Origin of the sequence: Neorhizobium sp. LMR1-1-1.1 (assembly GCF_040675795.1) — a bacterium.
GTDB classification, from domain to species: Bacteria; Pseudomonadota; Alphaproteobacteria; order Rhizobiales; family Rhizobiaceae; genus Neorhizobium; species Neorhizobium cellulosilyticum.
In genome coordinates this window covers 351,540-366,733 of record NZ_JBEGHE010000036.1, presented here as the reverse complement: position 1 = coordinate 366,733, position 15,194 = coordinate 351,540, and the positions used below count along the sequence as shown (strand labels likewise).

The 15,194-nt window shown below is 59.1% G+C and carries 12 protein-coding genes; 5 read left to right on the top strand and 7 right to left on the bottom strand.

Features of this window, described 5'->3' with window-relative positions; all coding sequences use genetic code 11:
• Positions 1 to 185: 185 nt before the first annotated feature.
• The gene (locus MRBLMR1_RS22055; protein WP_206826591.1) at positions 186 to 1,094 is read right to left on the bottom strand and encodes a LysR family transcriptional regulator; all 909 of its coding nucleotides are present in this window, start codon (positions 1,092 to 1,094) and stop codon (positions 186 to 188) included.
• 381 nt (positions 1,095 to 1,475) lie between these two features.
• On the opposite strand from MRBLMR1_RS22055, the gene MRBLMR1_RS22050 reads away from it, so the two are divergent.
• Entirely contained in the window at positions 1,476 to 2,891 is a 1,416-nt protein-coding gene (locus MRBLMR1_RS22050) for an amidohydrolase family protein (RefSeq protein ID WP_148146772.1), read from the top strand.
• A 98-nt stretch (positions 2,892 to 2,989) separates the two neighbouring features.
• Here the strand turns inward: MRBLMR1_RS22050 and MRBLMR1_RS22045 are convergent, their stop codons facing one another.
• The 6 genes from MRBLMR1_RS22045 to MRBLMR1_RS22020 all read right to left on the bottom strand — a co-directional run bounded on the left by MRBLMR1_RS22045 (position 2,990) and on the right by MRBLMR1_RS22020 (position 10,875).
• Complete coding sequence (locus MRBLMR1_RS22045; protein WP_500066232.1) at positions 2,990 to 4,861, bottom strand: ABC transporter ATP-binding protein; 1,872 nt, start codon at positions 4,859 to 4,861, stop codon at positions 2,990 to 2,992.
• Between the two features lie 5 nt (positions 4,862 to 4,866).
• Positions 4,867 to 5,730, bottom strand: a complete 864-nt coding sequence (locus MRBLMR1_RS22040; RefSeq protein ID WP_148146776.1) for an ABC transporter permease — start codon at positions 5,728 to 5,730, stop codon at positions 4,867 to 4,869.
• Positions 5,731 to 5,743: 13 nt separating this feature from the next.
• Complete coding sequence (locus tag MRBLMR1_RS22035) at positions 5,744 to 6,673, bottom strand: ABC transporter permease (protein ID WP_500066230.1); 930 nt, start codon at positions 6,671 to 6,673, stop codon at positions 5,744 to 5,746.
• An 11-nt stretch (positions 6,674 to 6,684) separates the two neighbouring features.
• Positions 6,685 to 8,022: a hydantoinase/carbamoylase family amidase gene (locus MRBLMR1_RS22030; protein ID WP_148146779.1), complete on the bottom strand. Its 1,338-nt coding sequence runs from the start codon at positions 8,020 to 8,022 to the stop codon at positions 6,685 to 6,687.
• Positions 8,023 to 8,140: 118 nt separating this feature from the next.
• On the bottom strand, positions 8,141 to 9,721 hold the full coding sequence (locus MRBLMR1_RS22025) for an ABC transporter substrate-binding protein (RefSeq protein ID WP_500066226.1): 1,581 nt from the start codon (positions 9,719 to 9,721) through the stop codon (positions 8,141 to 8,143).
• 236 nt (positions 9,722 to 9,957) lie between these two features.
• The gene (locus MRBLMR1_RS22020) at positions 9,958 to 10,875 is read right to left on the bottom strand and encodes a LysR family transcriptional regulator (protein ID WP_183685551.1); all 918 of its coding nucleotides are present in this window, start codon (positions 10,873 to 10,875) and stop codon (positions 9,958 to 9,960) included.
• A 231-nt stretch (positions 10,876 to 11,106) separates the two neighbouring features.
• On the opposite strand from MRBLMR1_RS22020, the gene argH reads away from it, so the two are divergent.
• From argH to MRBLMR1_RS22000, 4 genes are all read left to right on the top strand, one after another.
• Positions 11,107 to 12,567 carry an argininosuccinate lyase gene (argH, locus tag MRBLMR1_RS22015; RefSeq protein WP_148146782.1) on the top strand — a complete coding sequence of 487 codons (1,461 nt, stop codon included), beginning with the start codon at positions 11,107 to 11,109 and terminating at the stop codon, positions 12,565 to 12,567.
• The gene (locus MRBLMR1_RS22010) at positions 12,564 to 13,436 is read left to right on the top strand and encodes an amino acid ABC transporter permease (protein ID WP_148146784.1); all 873 of its coding nucleotides are present in this window, start codon (positions 12,564 to 12,566) and stop codon (positions 13,434 to 13,436) included. The genes argH and MRBLMR1_RS22010 overlap by 4 nt, the downstream gene beginning before the upstream one ends.
• An 8-nt stretch (positions 13,437 to 13,444) precedes the next feature.
• Positions 13,445 to 14,215, top strand: a complete 771-nt coding sequence (locus tag MRBLMR1_RS22005) for an amino acid ABC transporter ATP-binding protein (protein ID WP_148146786.1) — start codon at positions 13,445 to 13,447, stop codon at positions 14,213 to 14,215.
• Between the two features lie 84 nt (positions 14,216 to 14,299).
• Entirely contained in the window at positions 14,300 to 15,127 is an 828-nt protein-coding gene (locus tag MRBLMR1_RS22000) for an ABC transporter substrate-binding protein (RefSeq protein ID WP_148146788.1), read from the top strand.
• Positions 15,128 to 15,194: the final 67 nt, after the last annotated feature.

Genomic DNA, 15,194 nt, shown 5'->3' with positions numbered 1-15,194 from the left:
TGAGAATTTTTTCAGCCCAACGAATTAATTTCGTAGAATCTAGTCGCATTTGGACTAGATCGGGCTGACGTGATGAAAACCGGGCGGTTGGCAAGAATGTCTATTCGCGCGCCGAATAATCCTGCCCGATTTATTATAGTCAGGGCCAAAAGTACTCAGGGAGTGCGACCACGTGAATAGAAGGCTCAAGCCTTTGTATTCCGTGTGGTGTGTTGTTCCATCGCGACCTTAACGCTTCGAAGAAAGGCTCTTGCCACACGCGATAACGGCCTTTTCCCTGATTGCACGGCCGACGCACTGACCTCGCAGGACGTGCTGAGCGGGCGCACCACGATCGCATCCTGTTGTACACAGAGCGGCGATAATGGATCGACGATCGCAACCCCTACCCCATTGCTGGCCAATATGCAGGCCGCGTGGCAATAGCGAACCTCGATCGAGAATTGATACGGCACGTTGGCCTTGTCGAAAATTGAGCGAACAAGATTTCCCATGCGCGTGTGGCGGTCGAGCGCAATGAACGTGTGCTGTGCCAAATCCTCCGGCATGATGATGGTTTTATCCGCAAGTGGATGTCCGAGCGGCATGACGCAAACCATGCTGCCGGAGTAGAGCCGTTCGGTGTCAAGCATCGGCTGGTGCTCGCCCAGCGCCATGACAAAGCCCAGCTCTGCAATGCCGGCGTCGACGCTGTCCAGCACATGCTCCAATCGCCGTACATCGAAGGAGACCTTCACATTGGGCATATCGCGTCGGAACGCCGACAGCGCCTTGGGGATGATGCTGTAACCCATGGGCGGGGTCGCAATGATCCGCACATGGCCGGCCTTGTGTTCCCGAAAGTCCTGCACCCGCAATTCAAGCGCGGCGTGCAGCGAGAAGATCGGCTCGGAGTCTTCATACAGCGAACGCGCTTCCATGGTCGGAAACAGGCGGTTGTTAATCCGCTCGAACAGGGGAAAGCCGAGTTGCGTTTCCAGATGCTTGATTGCATTGCTGACCGCCGGCTGAGAGAGCCCTAGCTCACGCCCCGCGCCTATCGTCGTTTCGTTGCGAATGACCGCCCGAAGCAGTTCCAGTTGACGCAGGTTCATATAATTTCGCTCGATATATCCATGCTGTTCCATTCAATATGCAAATAGTATGCCGCATGGGAACTCATTCCCCTATAATCACCTCGAATAGCAGGACGGTTTTTATAATAGCCGTCTCGACTGCCGCCATGAGCACCTCTCGGCTAAGCTATGGCAATCAGGTGCTCCGGATTTTGTGAACCTGCAAATCCAGCGCCAAGTGCTTTGTCGGCTTCCTTTCCTCGAATAAAAGTCATGCAGATACTGATCATCAATCCGAACTCGTCGCTCGAAGCAACGGAGGCCATGAAAGCATCGCGGCGATGCGCCTTGCGGGCGCGCCGCAACTGCGTGTCGAGAGGCCTGAGGACGGCGCGTTTTCACGATTAATGGAGTAAGGACATGCCGCAAGTGCCGCAGAAGGCAACAGGAACCACAGCCGTTTATGGCAGCTACGTCCTCGTTCGCGAGGAAGGCTTGCCGGTTGTCAAACGCGACCAGTGGGTGGTGATCGAAGGAGACCGGATCGCTGCCGTTTCCGCATCCCGGCCGGCGAGTGCCGATCATGTGCTCGACCGTCCCGGACGGTTCATTCTTCCGGGATTGTTGAACCTGCACAATCACTGCTTCTCTGAAGCTGTCGCCCGTACCCATGCGGAGGATGGTGGCGGTCGCAAGAATAGCCAGAGCGTCGTCTACAGCGTGCTTCTGCCTCTGACGAAAAGCGGCATCGACATCCTGACGCCCGAGGAACGCATGGCGATCGGCCGCCTTGGCATCCTGCAGCTTCTCAAGGGTGGTGCGACGACGGTGATGGAACCGTTCCGCAACGGGATACCCGAAATGTTCGATGCGGCGCTCGAAATGGGACTGCGTTTCTATGGTGCTCCCTATCTGTTTTCCAGCGCCAACCCCAAGGCGGATGCAAAGGGTGTCGTGCAATATGATGTCGCCGATGCGTCAGGAAGCGATTCCGAGCGAGATCTCGCGACATGGAGCGATATCCACGGCAAATGGCATGGACTGGACGGCGGGCGTATCCAGGTCACGATGAGCCCGCATGCCACGGATACCTGCGATCCCGACTTGTTGAGGGCAGCGCATGCACGTGCCCGCGAACTCGGTGTCCAGGTGACAACTCATCTTGCCCAGAGCGTGCGGGAAGTCGAAGTGATTGGCCAGCGATACAACGGGCGCACCCCTGCGGAATATCTCGACTGGTTGGGGCTGCTTGGACCGGATTTGCTTGCGGCTCACTGCATCGCATGCTCCGACAGCGATCTCGACCTGATGGCGAAACGTGACATGACGGTTCTCAACTGCCCGCGTGTCTTCGCGCGCACGGGCAAGACGGCCGCCTTCTCCCGTTTTGCCGAAAAGGGCATTCGGACGGTGGTCGGAACCGACGGTTACAATATGGACCTGCTCGGAGAGATCAACGCGGCAGCGATGATTTCCAAGGTCGTTTCTGGCGATGCGACCGTCGCATCCTCGCAGACGATGATCGATGCCGTAACGGCGCAGGCCGCGGCCGCCATCAAGCGCCCTGATCTCGGAGAAATCCGCCCCGGCGCCACCGCAGATTTGACGATAGTCGACATGACCCATCCTCATCTGCAGCCGCTGTTCGATCCCATGAAGGCGCTTGTCGCGCTCGCCAACAGGGCCAATATCGACAGTGCCATCGTCGATGGCCGGGTTCTGGTCGAGAATGGCGGCTACACGCTGGGTGATGAGGCAGTAATCACCGCGGCAGGAAGTGCCGCTATCGCCCGCATATGGGATATGCCGGAAGCTAGGGCGGCTTTCGGGGCCTGATCAGCAGGCAGATGATCGGGAGGCAAGCCCGATCATCTGCGAATTCATCTGGCAAATACGACAGGTTCCTCGCTTGTGATCTGCCGATATGAACCTCTTCAGGCTTCCGTTTCCCATTCCTTCCCCCAGACCTGAACCTTGTGATCCGCTGAAATCTCGCGGAATTCGCGCTTTTGCGGAACATAGTCGATCGAGCGAATGGGGCTTTTCAATTCCAATGGCGCAGCGGCGCTTGGCCCCCGGCGTAAAGTGGGATCGGGGATCGGGACGGCTGAAAGCAGGCGCTTGGTATAGGGATGCTGCGGGTCCTCGAAAATTGCGGTCCGCGAGCCGATCTCTACGATTTCGCCCAGATACATGACTGCCACCCGATGGGCGATGCGTTCCACCACCGACATGTCGTGACTGATGAAGAGGAAGGAGACGCCGAGAGACGCCTGCAATTCCATCATCAGGTTGACGACCTGTGCCTTCACGGAAACGTCCAGCGCCGAGACGGATTCATCGGCGACGATCAGCTTCGGGTCCAGCATAAGCGCACGCGCTATGCAGATGCGCTGACGCTGGCCGCCGGAGAACTGGTGTGGAAACCGGTCGATCGCATCCGGCCCCAGGCCGACACGGCGCAGAATTTCCGCGACCTTCTCCATGGCCTCAGCGCGTGTGCCAAGGCCGTGTTCGAGGAAAGGCTCGGCAATCGAAGAACCAATCCGCGCGCGGGGATTAAGGCTGGAGAATGGATCCTGAAAGATCATCTGGATGCTTCGACGCATCCGACGCAGATCGGGGCCACGAACCGACTTGGCATCGAAACCGTCGACGGTGATGGAGCCCGAGACCGGCTCGGTCAGCCTCATGATCGAGCGCCCGGTCGTCGACTTGCCGCAACCGGATTCTCCGACCAGCGCCAGCGTTTCGCCTTCGGCGATCGAAAAGGAAACATTCTCGACCGCATGAACCCGCCCTGAGATGCGGTTGAGCAGGCCTGAACGGATGTCGAACCGCGTCACCAGGTTCTGCACGTCAAGGACCATCGGCCGGTAACCAGCCGGTGCCGCTGCCGGTTTCTCCGGTTCCTGAATTGCGCCGGTTTCCATATCCACTTTGGGGAAAGGAACCGGTAGTTCGGTGCCGCGCATGGAGCCGAGCCGAGGCACGGAAGCCAGCAATGCCCTTGTGTAAGGATGGGCGGGGTGCTGGAATATCGCTTCGGTACGCTCGGTTTCCACCTGATCGCCTCGGAACATCACCACCGTGCGGTCGGCGATCTCGGCGACGACGCCCATATCGTGGGTAATGAAAAGCACGGACATGCCGCCATCGGCCTGCAATTCCCGAATGAGGTCGAGGATCTGCGCCTGGATGGTGACGTCGAGCGCCGTCGTCGGCTCGTCAGCAATGAGCAGTTTCGGGCGGCAGGCGAGCGCCATCGCGATCATAACGCGTTGCCGCATCCCGCCGGAAAGGTTGTGCGGATACTCCGCCAGCCGCCGTTCGGCGGCCGGAATGCGGACACGGTCGAGCAGCCTGCGTGCCTCGGCGAGCGCCTCGGCATTGGAAAGATCGCGATGCCATTTTAACGCTTCCGCCAGCTGGAAGCCGATGGTCAGCACCGGATTGAGGCTGGTCATCGGCTCCTGGAAGACCATTGCCGCCTCATCACCGCGCAGGGCCTGCATGGCCTGCGGCGGCAGATCGAGCACATTGCGGCCGTTGAGCAATATTTGGCCGTCGATCCGGCTTGTCGCCTTGGGCAGGAGCCGCATAATTGCAAGAGCCGTAACGCTCTTGCCTGACCCGGACTCGCCGACCACGGCGACAGTCTCGTTGGCGCCGACATCGAAGGAAATATTGCGGACGACAGATTTCCAGTAATCGGCAGAACCGAAGGAAACGGTGAGGTCGCGCACGGAAAGGACTGCATCGGAAGTCGTTTCAGGTGCCGGATGAAGAGTGTCTGACATGATCATGGCGCTCACCGGGACGTCGTTCTTTGGGCATTGCGGGGATCCAGCATGTCACGCAGACCATCGCCGAGGAGATTGATGGCGAGGACCGTGATCGACAGGAAGACTGCCGGGTAAAAGATGATGAAGGGCTTCACCAGCCAGAGGGCACGCCCCTCCGCCATGATATTGCCCCAGGACGGAATGACGGGAGGCACGCCCGCTCCGATGAAGGACAGGATCGATTCCGAAATCATCGCGCTGGCGCAGACATAGGTCGCCTGGACGATTAGAGGCGCAAGCGTGTTGGGAAGGATGTGCTTGAAAATGATCGTTGGCAGGCGCGTGCCTCCGGCGACGGCGGCTTCGACATAGGGCTGCTCACGCAAGCTGAGCACCGTGCCGCGCACCAGGCGCGCCGTTCGCGGGATTTCCGCAATGGTGATGGCGATGATGACGTTGGTCACCGATCCTTTGCTGATCGACATCAGCGCCACGGCAAGCAGGATCGCCGGAATGGACATGAGGCCGTCCATAAACCGCATCACGACGGCGTCGATCGCCTTGACGAAACCCGACATCAGGCCGATGGCAAGACCGCCAATGGTCGACAGAACCGCCACCGCAAAGCCTACGATCAACGAGACCTGGGCACCGTAGAGAACGCGCGTATAGAGGTCGCGACCGAGCATGTCTGTGCCGAACCAGTGGCTGGCCGAGGCAAGCTGGGCGCGGCGTGCAGCGTCGATGTAGGACGGATCGGTGTTCGACAGCAGCGGTGTGAGAAATGCGATCAGAAGGATGATGCCGAGCAGGATGGCTCCGGCAATGACAGTGGGATAACGCGTCGTTTCCTTGAGGAAGCCGCTTGCGGATGTGTTGATGGCAGACATCGTTTCGCTCCCTTCAATAGCGGATGCGTGGATCGACGAAGGTGTAGGCGATGTCGATCAGCAGGTTGACGAGAACGTAGGAAATGGAAAACAGCAGGACGATCGGGTAGTCGCGCCGCATGATCGATTCCATCGTCAGGCGTCCGAGGCCCGGAATGGCAAACACGCTTTCCGTCACGACGGCGCCGCCGATAAGAAGCGCGACCCCGATGCCGATGACGGTGATGATGGGAACCGAGGCGTTCTTCAGCGCATGGACGAACAGGATGGCGCGACGACCGACGCCCTTTGCTTCGGCGGTGCGGATGTAATCCTGCTGCAGCACTTCCAGCACGGCCGTTCGGGTGATGCGGGTAATCAGTGCGATATAGGCTGAACTCAGCGTCAGACACGGCAGGACGAGATGCTGGAACCAGCGCGAAACACCTTGGCCGATCGGCGCATAACCCTGAACCGGCAACCAGCCGAGCTTCAGGGAAAAACTCCAGACCAGCGCATAACCGACGACGAAGACGGGAACGGAAAAACCGAGGACGGCAAAAACGGTGATGAAGTGATCGACCTTGGTGCCGGCGCGCCATGCGGCGATGACGCCGAGCGGTACGGCGATGCAGACCGCCAGCATGAGGGTCGGCAGCATCAGGGACAATGTCGGTTCGATCCGCTGCCCGATCATTTGCGACACAGGCATATTGGTCAAAAGGGATGTGCCGAGATCGAACTGCATGATCGATGCGATCCAACTGCCGAACCTGAGGAGGAATGGATCGTTCAGACCGAGATTGGCGCGAATGCGCGCAATGTCCTCAGCCGTCGCGTGTTCGCCGGCGATCACCGCCGCAGGGTCGCCAGGCGTTAGATAAAGAAGTGAGAAGACGATGAAGGCGACGATCAGCATCACCGGGATGGTCGCCAGGATGCGTCTCAGAATATAGGCATACATGGACTTTCCCCTTATGCGCTGTTTTCGGCGAGGGTATTCACTCGCGTAGCTGTTTTTTTCAGAGGGGAATCGACATGGTCGGCGACCCACAAGGCAAGCAGGGCGCATGCCTTCATGAAATCGTCGATCTCCATGGCTTCGTCCGGATTGTGACTGCCGTTTTCATTGCGAACGAAAAGCATGGTCGAGGCGACACCGGCTTCCGCAAAGGCTGCCGCGTCATGCGAGGCCGGGCTGCCGATCTGGGTCACGTCGAGGCCGGCGGCCGTGGCCGTGGTCTGCATTTCCGAGATGATCTTCTGCGACATGACACCGACAGCCGCACTGGCGCGCTTGCCGAGTTCGAAATGCACGCCACGTTCGCGTTCGATACGAGCGACCTGTTCAAGGAAAAAAGCCTCGAGACGGGCAAGCACAGAGGGATCGTAGGCACGGACATCGAGGCTGAACGCGAAAGCGCCCGGCACGCTGGTCATGCCATGGATGGCCGAGTCCGTGTGGAAACGCCCGAATGTCATCGCCAGCGGCACGCCGGCTGCCTCCTCCTCGCGCCATTTTGCATCCATTGCCATGGCAAGGTCTGCTGCCGCCATCGCCGCATCTCGGCGAAAACGTCGGGGCGTGCCGACATGGTCCTGGCGGCCGATGATAGTTGCTTCCGGATAGCGGAAATTGCCCGGAATGCCGCTGCAGATCGCAAGCGGCACCTGCATCTCGGCAAGGCTGGGGGCCTGCTCGATATGGACCTCCAGAAACGCCCGTATGGAAGAGGCATCAAGGGATTTTTCCCGGCGGGCGATTGCTTGCGGATCGCCGCCGCATTCGGCGATATGTTCGGCCAGTGTCCGGTTTGTATCGATCCGGCGGGCTTCTAGCCCGCCATCCGGCAAGCTACCCAATGCCGACCGGCTGCCGATATAGGAAACGCCGAACCAGACGCTTTCTTCCGCCCTGACGCCCATGGCGATGACATCGCAAGCGGGCTTGATGCCCAAGTCCTTCAGGGCGGCGATTACCGTCAGTCCGGCGACAACCCCTGCAGCGCCATCAAAATTGCCGCCATGCGGGACGCTGTCGAGATGCGAGCCCATGATGATTGAGCCTGCCTGCGGGTTACTGCCTTGCCAGGTGACAAATGTGTTGAGGGCAGCGTCCCGCGTAACGGTCAGGGATAGTGCCTTTGCGTGGTCGGCGATGAGTGAATGTGCGAAATTCTCGCCGGCACCGTATGTGTCGCGAAGGATGCCGGGCTTGCCCGGGCTACCGGCCGCAAGTGACGCGAAAAGATGTTCGACATCGCCACGGCGTGCTTCGACGGCGGAGAGAATCTGCTGAATGCTAGGGGGCATGGAATTGAGGCTTCTGCTGGTGTGATGGCCGGCCCGCCCGAAGGCGAGAAGCCGGCTCCGGCTTGGTGGGGCCAGCCCGTTCGAAACGAGACGGGCGGCCCCAGGGATCGAATTGGGGTCAGACGCGGCGGACGTTCCAGAAGACGGACGTGCCCTTCATGATACCCTCGATATCGGCGCGGTGCAGAGCGGGCTGCTTGTACTGGCCGATCGGATAATAGGGCACTTCCTCGAAAGACAGCTTCTGGATATCGTCTGCGATGCGGACCTGTTCGCCAGCGTCCGCAGTCTCGATCCACTGTGTGCGAAGGGCTTCCATCTTGTCGCTTTTGTACCAACCGGGAAAGACGCCATCGCCGCGAAGCGTGCTGTGGCCGAGCGGGTTCAACCAGTCGATGCCCTGCCAGTTGCCGACGAATGCGTTCCAGCCGCCTTCTTCTGCCGTGCCCTTGTTGACGCGCCGCTTAAGGACCGATCCGAAGTCGATCGCCACATATTCGACGTTCATGCCGGCCTTGCGCATCACATCGGCTGCGATATCGCCAAGCGGCTTCTGAGCGAGTGAATCGGCAGGAACGAGCAGTACGACCTTTTCTCCATTGTAGCCTGCGGCCTTGAGCTCGGCCTTGACCTTTTCATAGTTGCGCGGACCGGTGAACACGTCGAGGCCGCTCTTGCTGGCCATCGGGGTATTCGGGGTGAAATAACCGAGCGGCGAATAACGGAAGCGTGGATCCGAGCCGGCGACCGCCGTCATGAACGCTTCCTGATCGATGGCCCCGAGCAGGGCCTTGCGGATGGCCGGATTGTTGAAAGGCGGTTGCAGATGATTGACGCGCATCTGGCAGGTGAAGCCTAGCTCGTCGAGGATCTGGGTTCGCAGGTTGGAATCGGCCTCGACAAGCGGCATGAAATCATGCGGCATCGCTTCCTGCCAGTCCTGCTCGCCGGCCTGGACAGCGGTCGTTCCGGTCGCCGCGTCCGGCATCGTGGTCCATTCGACGCGATCGAAATTGACGATCTTGGGTCCGGCGGTCCAGTCCGGTGTGCCGCTTTCACGCGGCTTGTACTTGTCGAACCGTTCATAGACATTGCGCGAGCCCGGTACACGCTCGCTGGCGACATAGCGGAAAGGGCCGCTGCCGATCATTTCCGGGATCTGCTTGAAGGGATCCGTATTGGCAAGCCTTTCCGGCATCATGAAGCAGGCCGGCGAGGCCACTTTTCCAAGCGCCAGAGGAAGATAGGGGAATGGACGCTTCAGGCGGAAGCGGATGGTCTTGTCGTCCGGTGCCGAAAGCTCGTCCGTCACCTGCATCAGCGAGCTGCCATAGGTGTCGCGTGCTGCCCAGCGGCGGATACTTGCAACGCAATCGCGCGCCAGAACCTTCTCGCCATCATGCCAGAACAGCCCGTCGCGCAGCGTCAGCGTCCAGAGCTTTCCGTCGTCCTCGACCGTGTGACCCTCAACCATCTGCGGCGACACTTCGAGGTTCTTGCTCATTCCATAGAGCGTGTCGAAAACCATGTATCCGTGGGTACGGCTCACCTGAGCGGTCGTGGCGACGGGATCAAGAAAGGCAAGATCGATGACGGGAATGAAGCGCAAGGTCGATTGCGACGCCGCACGTGTAATGGAGGGGCTCCCGATAATCGTCGCGGCCGCAGCGGCCTGAAGGAAAGTTCGGCGTCTAAGCATGTGTTCCAGCCTCTTTAACGACGCAAGCCAACTCGCGCGCAGAGCATGGCTCTGCACGAGTGATCAGGTCGCGCCTTTGTTGTTATGACTTGGAAAGAATGCCGCAGGGGGGCAGCACAAAGCAATGGACGCTGGTATGAAATATCGAGGCGTTCTATTCATCTTCTGAATAGCCCGGTAGATCAGAATCTCATCGATATTCTGGACGTAGTCCGCCTCCGGCTGGTGCCGGGTACCTAATCTCTTGCGAGAGCGCCTTCCCTGTTAATCCATTGCGTGAAAAGCCGCATGGACTGGCTTGTGGGAAGACTGCGCGGACGCGCGAACCAATAGCCGTAATCGCTGCGGTAGCCGATACCTGCGGGGTTCACGAGACGGCCGGAGACAAGTTCCTCAGCGATCAGCCCCTGCGGAATCAGCGCCATGCCCTGGCCAGCGAGAGCGGCACGTATCACCATTGTATAATAACCAAACCGCATCGTATGGCGTGCTTCGAGAGTTGGACTACCGTGAAAGGCCGCCAGAAATGGCCAGTGAAATGGTGTCTGGGGATGTTCAAGCATTACACCTTTCGAAGCAGCTTCGACCGATGCCGGCTCGCCTATTTTTTCCCAATAAGAGGGCGCACTGACAAGACGGATATCGTGACCAAACAGATAGTCTCCCTCCTCCTCATCAGACGGCTTTACAACGAAACGAACCATACCATCGGGAACTTCGGTCTGGGTCTTGGAGACGAAGGTCGTGAACTGAACCTCGATTTCCGGATGAGCCTCGGTAAACTGAGCGAAGCGCGGCAGGAGCCAGCGATCCCCGAAGATCGGCGGCACCTGAAGGCGAAGCACGCGAGGCCCGGGTTTCAGACGTGAAACTTTCAGGGCTGCGTCTTCCATCGCCTTGATGGCAGTGCGTGCATGCTCGATATAAATGCTTCCCAGCTCCGTCGAGATCATGCCGTTCGGCGTGCGAATGAAGGCGGGGCCGCCAATGGCTTCTTCAAGATTTATCAACTGCTTGCTGACTGCACTCTGTGACAGCGACATGGGCTCGGCTGCGGCGCTGGTAGACCCTCTTTCAGCCACGGCCAGCAGCACTTGCAGTCCCGTCATGGAAGGGAATTGTTTACGACCTGCCACTTCGACCTCATGCAGCATTTGGCGCTCCGTTGCACGCACATGTCGGACAAAACGGAATGCGGAAAGAGAAGGGATATGGGGCGCATCTCATGTGAACCCGCATCACCTTGCCATAGCTGTTTTCAGAATAGGCACTATACCATCCACTGGCTAGTCGCTTTCTTCATAGGGCAACCAATTATCTTCGCTTGCCTCTTTATAGGCCCAGTGAGACCGTTGCCTAAATTTTTGACAAATAAGGGAACACTGATGTCTGAACCGACACAGCTTTGGGGTGGGCGTTTCAAGTCCGGCCCGTCCGAAGCACTTGCCAATCTCTCTCGCGCACATCCCTCGTATTTCCGTCTCTATCGCGAAGATCTGGCCGGTTCCCGCGCGCATGCTTCCGAACTCAAGCGCGCTGGCGTATTGGACGAGACTGAATTCACCACGATTCGTGCCGCACTCGATCAGATCGAGCTCGACATTGCCGAAAAACGCGAAGAGCCGATCCCGTCGGACGAGGACATTCACACCTTCATCGAGCGCCTGCTGATGCAGCGTCTCGGCGCCCTCGGCGGCAAGTTGCGTGCCGGACGTTCGCGCAACGACCAGACCGCCAACAACACCCGCCTCTATCTGCGTCGCATGGCCCGCGAAATCTCGCGAGGCATCATCGATGTCGAGAAGTCGCTCGCCGCACAGGCTGCAAAGCATACCGAAACCGTAATGCCCGGCTTTACTCACCTGCAGCCGGCACAGCCTATCGTGCTCGGCCATCATCTTATGGCGCATGCGCAGAGCCTGTTGCGCGATATCGAGCGTTTCGAGGATTTCGATCGCCGCTTCGATCGTTCTCCGCTCGGTGCAGCCGCTCTTGCAGGTTCAGGCATCGTCAACCGGCCGGATCTGGCTGCCATCGAGCTCGGTTATTCCGCTGCCTGCGAAAACTCGATCGACGCCGTCGCAGCGCGTGACCATGTTGCAGAATTCCTGTTCATCTGCTCGCTGGTCGGCGTCAGCCTGTCGCGTCTGGCGGAAGAAATCTGCATCTGGGCCTCCAAACAATTCAGCTGGGTCAAGTTGCATGACAGCTATTCAACCGGCTCGTCGATCATGCCGCAGAAGAAGAACCCGGATATCGCCGAGTTGACGCGTGGCATGAGCGGCACGCTGATCGGCAACGTCGCGGGCTTCCTGGCGACGATGAAGGCCATGCCGCTTGCCTATAACCGCGACCTCGCCGAAGACAAGCGCGTCCTGTTCGAGAGCCTCGACGTTCTCGAACTCATCCTGCCGGCTTTTGCGGGCATGGTTGAAACGCTGGAATTCGACGTGGCCAAGCTGCGTGAGGAAGCGCCTAAGGGTTTCACGCTGGCAACCGAAGTTGCCGACTGGCTGGTCTCGCAGGGCGTACCGTTTGCCCAGGCTCACGAAATCACCGGTGCTGTCGTCCGTTACTGTGAGGAACACGGCCACGATCTGGCCGGCCTGACGGAAGCCGATCTGCCGAATATCGATGATCGCCTGAACTCTGGCGTTCTAAACGCCATCACGATCGAAGGTGCGCTTGCAAGCCGTACCGGTTATGGTTCCACCTCGCCGGCAAGCGTGCGCGATCAGATTGCGCGCTTCAATGCCGCATTGGAGGCCAAGGCCGCTTTCGCTGCCGCCGAACTGCTTCAGGCGGGCGCAGCAGCCGTACCGCAGCAGACGCGAGGCGCGCGATGAGCTCAGTAGACGTAACATCTTCGACGACTGACCAGAAATACGAAATCGCCCATCTGAAACTGGTGCCGAAACGCCATATCGGGCGGATGATCGCAGCAGCCATCGTGCTGCTGATCCTCGCGGCGATCGTGCGCGCCTTCAGCGTCGGCCAGATCGAATGGAGTTATGTTCGCGACTTCCTCTTCGCCCCGGCCATTTTGGACGGATTGAAGAGTACGCTGATCATGACCGTTGCAGCAATGGCGCTGGGCATCGTCCTCGGCGTCGTCATTGCGATCATGCGTGTATCCGGCAATCCGGTGCTTTCCTCGATCGCGATCGGTTACGTCTGGATCTTCCGTGGAGCGCCTGCGCTGCTGCAGCTGATGATCTGGTTCAACCTGGCGCTGATCTTTCCGACGATGGGCATCCCCGGTTTATTCGAGTTCCGCACCGTCGATATCATGACGCCGTTTGTCGCCGCCATGCTCGGTCTCGGCATTTCGCAGGGTGCCTACACGTCGGAAGTCGTGCGAAGTGGTCTTCTGTCGGTTGACAGCGGCCAATATGAGGCCGCCCGCGCGATCGGTATGACGCAGTTCAAGATGCTTCGTCGTATCGTGCTGCCGCAGGCCATGCGTGTCATGGTGCCGCCGATTGGAAACGAGGTGATCGGCATGGTCAAGCTGACTTCGCTTGCCAGCGTCATCCAGTATTCGGAGATCCTCCACAACGCCCAGATCATCTACTTCGCCAATACCCGCGTGCTCGAACTGCTTCTGGTCGCGTGCTTCTGGTACCTCGTCGTCGTCACTCTTCTGTCGATCGGCCAGTACTATATCGAGCGCTATTTCGGCCGCGGCAGCAAGTCCATCACGGCGTCGATGTGAGGTGTGAGATGACCAAGGATATTATCGTAAAGGCCGTCGACGTTACCAAGCTCTACGGCCCGTTCACCGCCCTCGACAAGGTCAATCTGGAGATCGCCAAGGGCGAAGTCTGCTGCATCATAGGCCCGTCGGGATCGGGAAAAAGCACGTTCCTCCGCTGCATCAACCAGCTCGAGAAAATGAACTCGGGTGCGATCTGGGTGAATGACGAACTGGTGGGTTATCGCCGTGAAGGCAACAACCTTCACGAGATCAACGATGCGGACATGGCGCGCCAGCGCCGGCGGGTCGGCATGGTCTTTCAGAGGTTCAATCTTTTCCCGCACATGACTGCGCTGGAAAACGTGATGGAAGGCCCCGTTCAGGTTCTAAAGGAGCCTGTGGCGGAAGTTCGCAAGCGCGCCGAGGATATTCTCGTTCGCGTCGGGTTGAGCGACAAGATTGGTCATTATCCGTCGCAGCTTTCCGGTGGCCAGCAGCAGCGCGTGGCAATCGCCCGTGCGATGTGCATGCGCCCCGATCTGATCCTGTTCGACGAGCCGACGTCTGCACTCGACCCGGAACTCGTTTCAGAAGTGCTGGACGTGATGAAGGATCTCGCCGCGAGTGGCATGACGATGATCGTGGTGACCCACGAACTCGGCTTCGCCCGAAATGTCGCCAACACCGTGGCCTTCATGGAGGCGGGAAAGATGGTTGAGATCGGCCCGGCATCGGAAGTCCTGACCTCACCGAAAAGCCCGCGCACTGCGGAATTCATCAGGGCTGTGCATAGTTGAGACAATCGGGCAGGCAGGAATTTTCCTGCCCGCAAATCAGAAAACAAACATCAATCCAATCCAGGTTCAATAAGGGGAACTTACATGAAGACTGCATTCATTGCCCTCGCGGCAGTTCTGGCATCGACGGCCGCACATGCCGAGGGGCTGCCGGACCGCGTCAAGACCGCCGGCAAGGTCGTCGTTGCCAACCAGCCGAACTACCCGCCGATGGAATACAAGGATCCGGCCACCAACACGCTGATGGGTGTTGACATCGATCTCGGCCTGGCGCTGGCAAAGCAGCTCGGTACCACCGTCGAATGGGCCGATATCGGCTTCGAGCAGATGGTTTCCTCGCTGGAAACCGGTCGCGTAGACCTTATCCATAGCGGCATGAGTGACTTGCCGAAGCGTCGCGAGACGCTCGACTTCGTCGATTACATGAAGTCCGGTGCACAATTCTACACCTCGGCTTCACGCAAGGAAGAGTTCAAGACACCTGCCGACTTCTGCGGCAAGACGATCGGCATGAGCCGTCGTACCTCCTTCCCGGATGAAACGGCGAAGTGGAGCGCCGCCAACTGCGAAGCAAAGGGACTGTCAGCCATCAAGGTCGTCGGCACTGAAGGTTCGGCGGATGCGCGCGCCCAGCTGAAGCAGGGCCGCCTTGACGGCGCAGTCCAGGGGTCTGAAACCCTTCCATACCTGACCAACCTGGAGAAGAACACCTATGCCATCGTCGGCGAGCCCTTCACGGCTGTCTACCAGGGTATTGCCTTCTCCAAGAAGGATCCGGCCCTGCGCGATGCCTATGCAGCGGCCCTCAAGGCTCTGATGGCATCCGGCGAATACAAGGCCATCTATGCCAAGCACGGTCTCGAAGGCACGATGCTCGACGGCATCTACATCAACGGCGAAGCCGTCAAGTAACGCCCATATCAGGATGTCCGGACGCGAAATCTCGCGTCCGGACGCTTCTGCGGCATCTGCCTTGAAG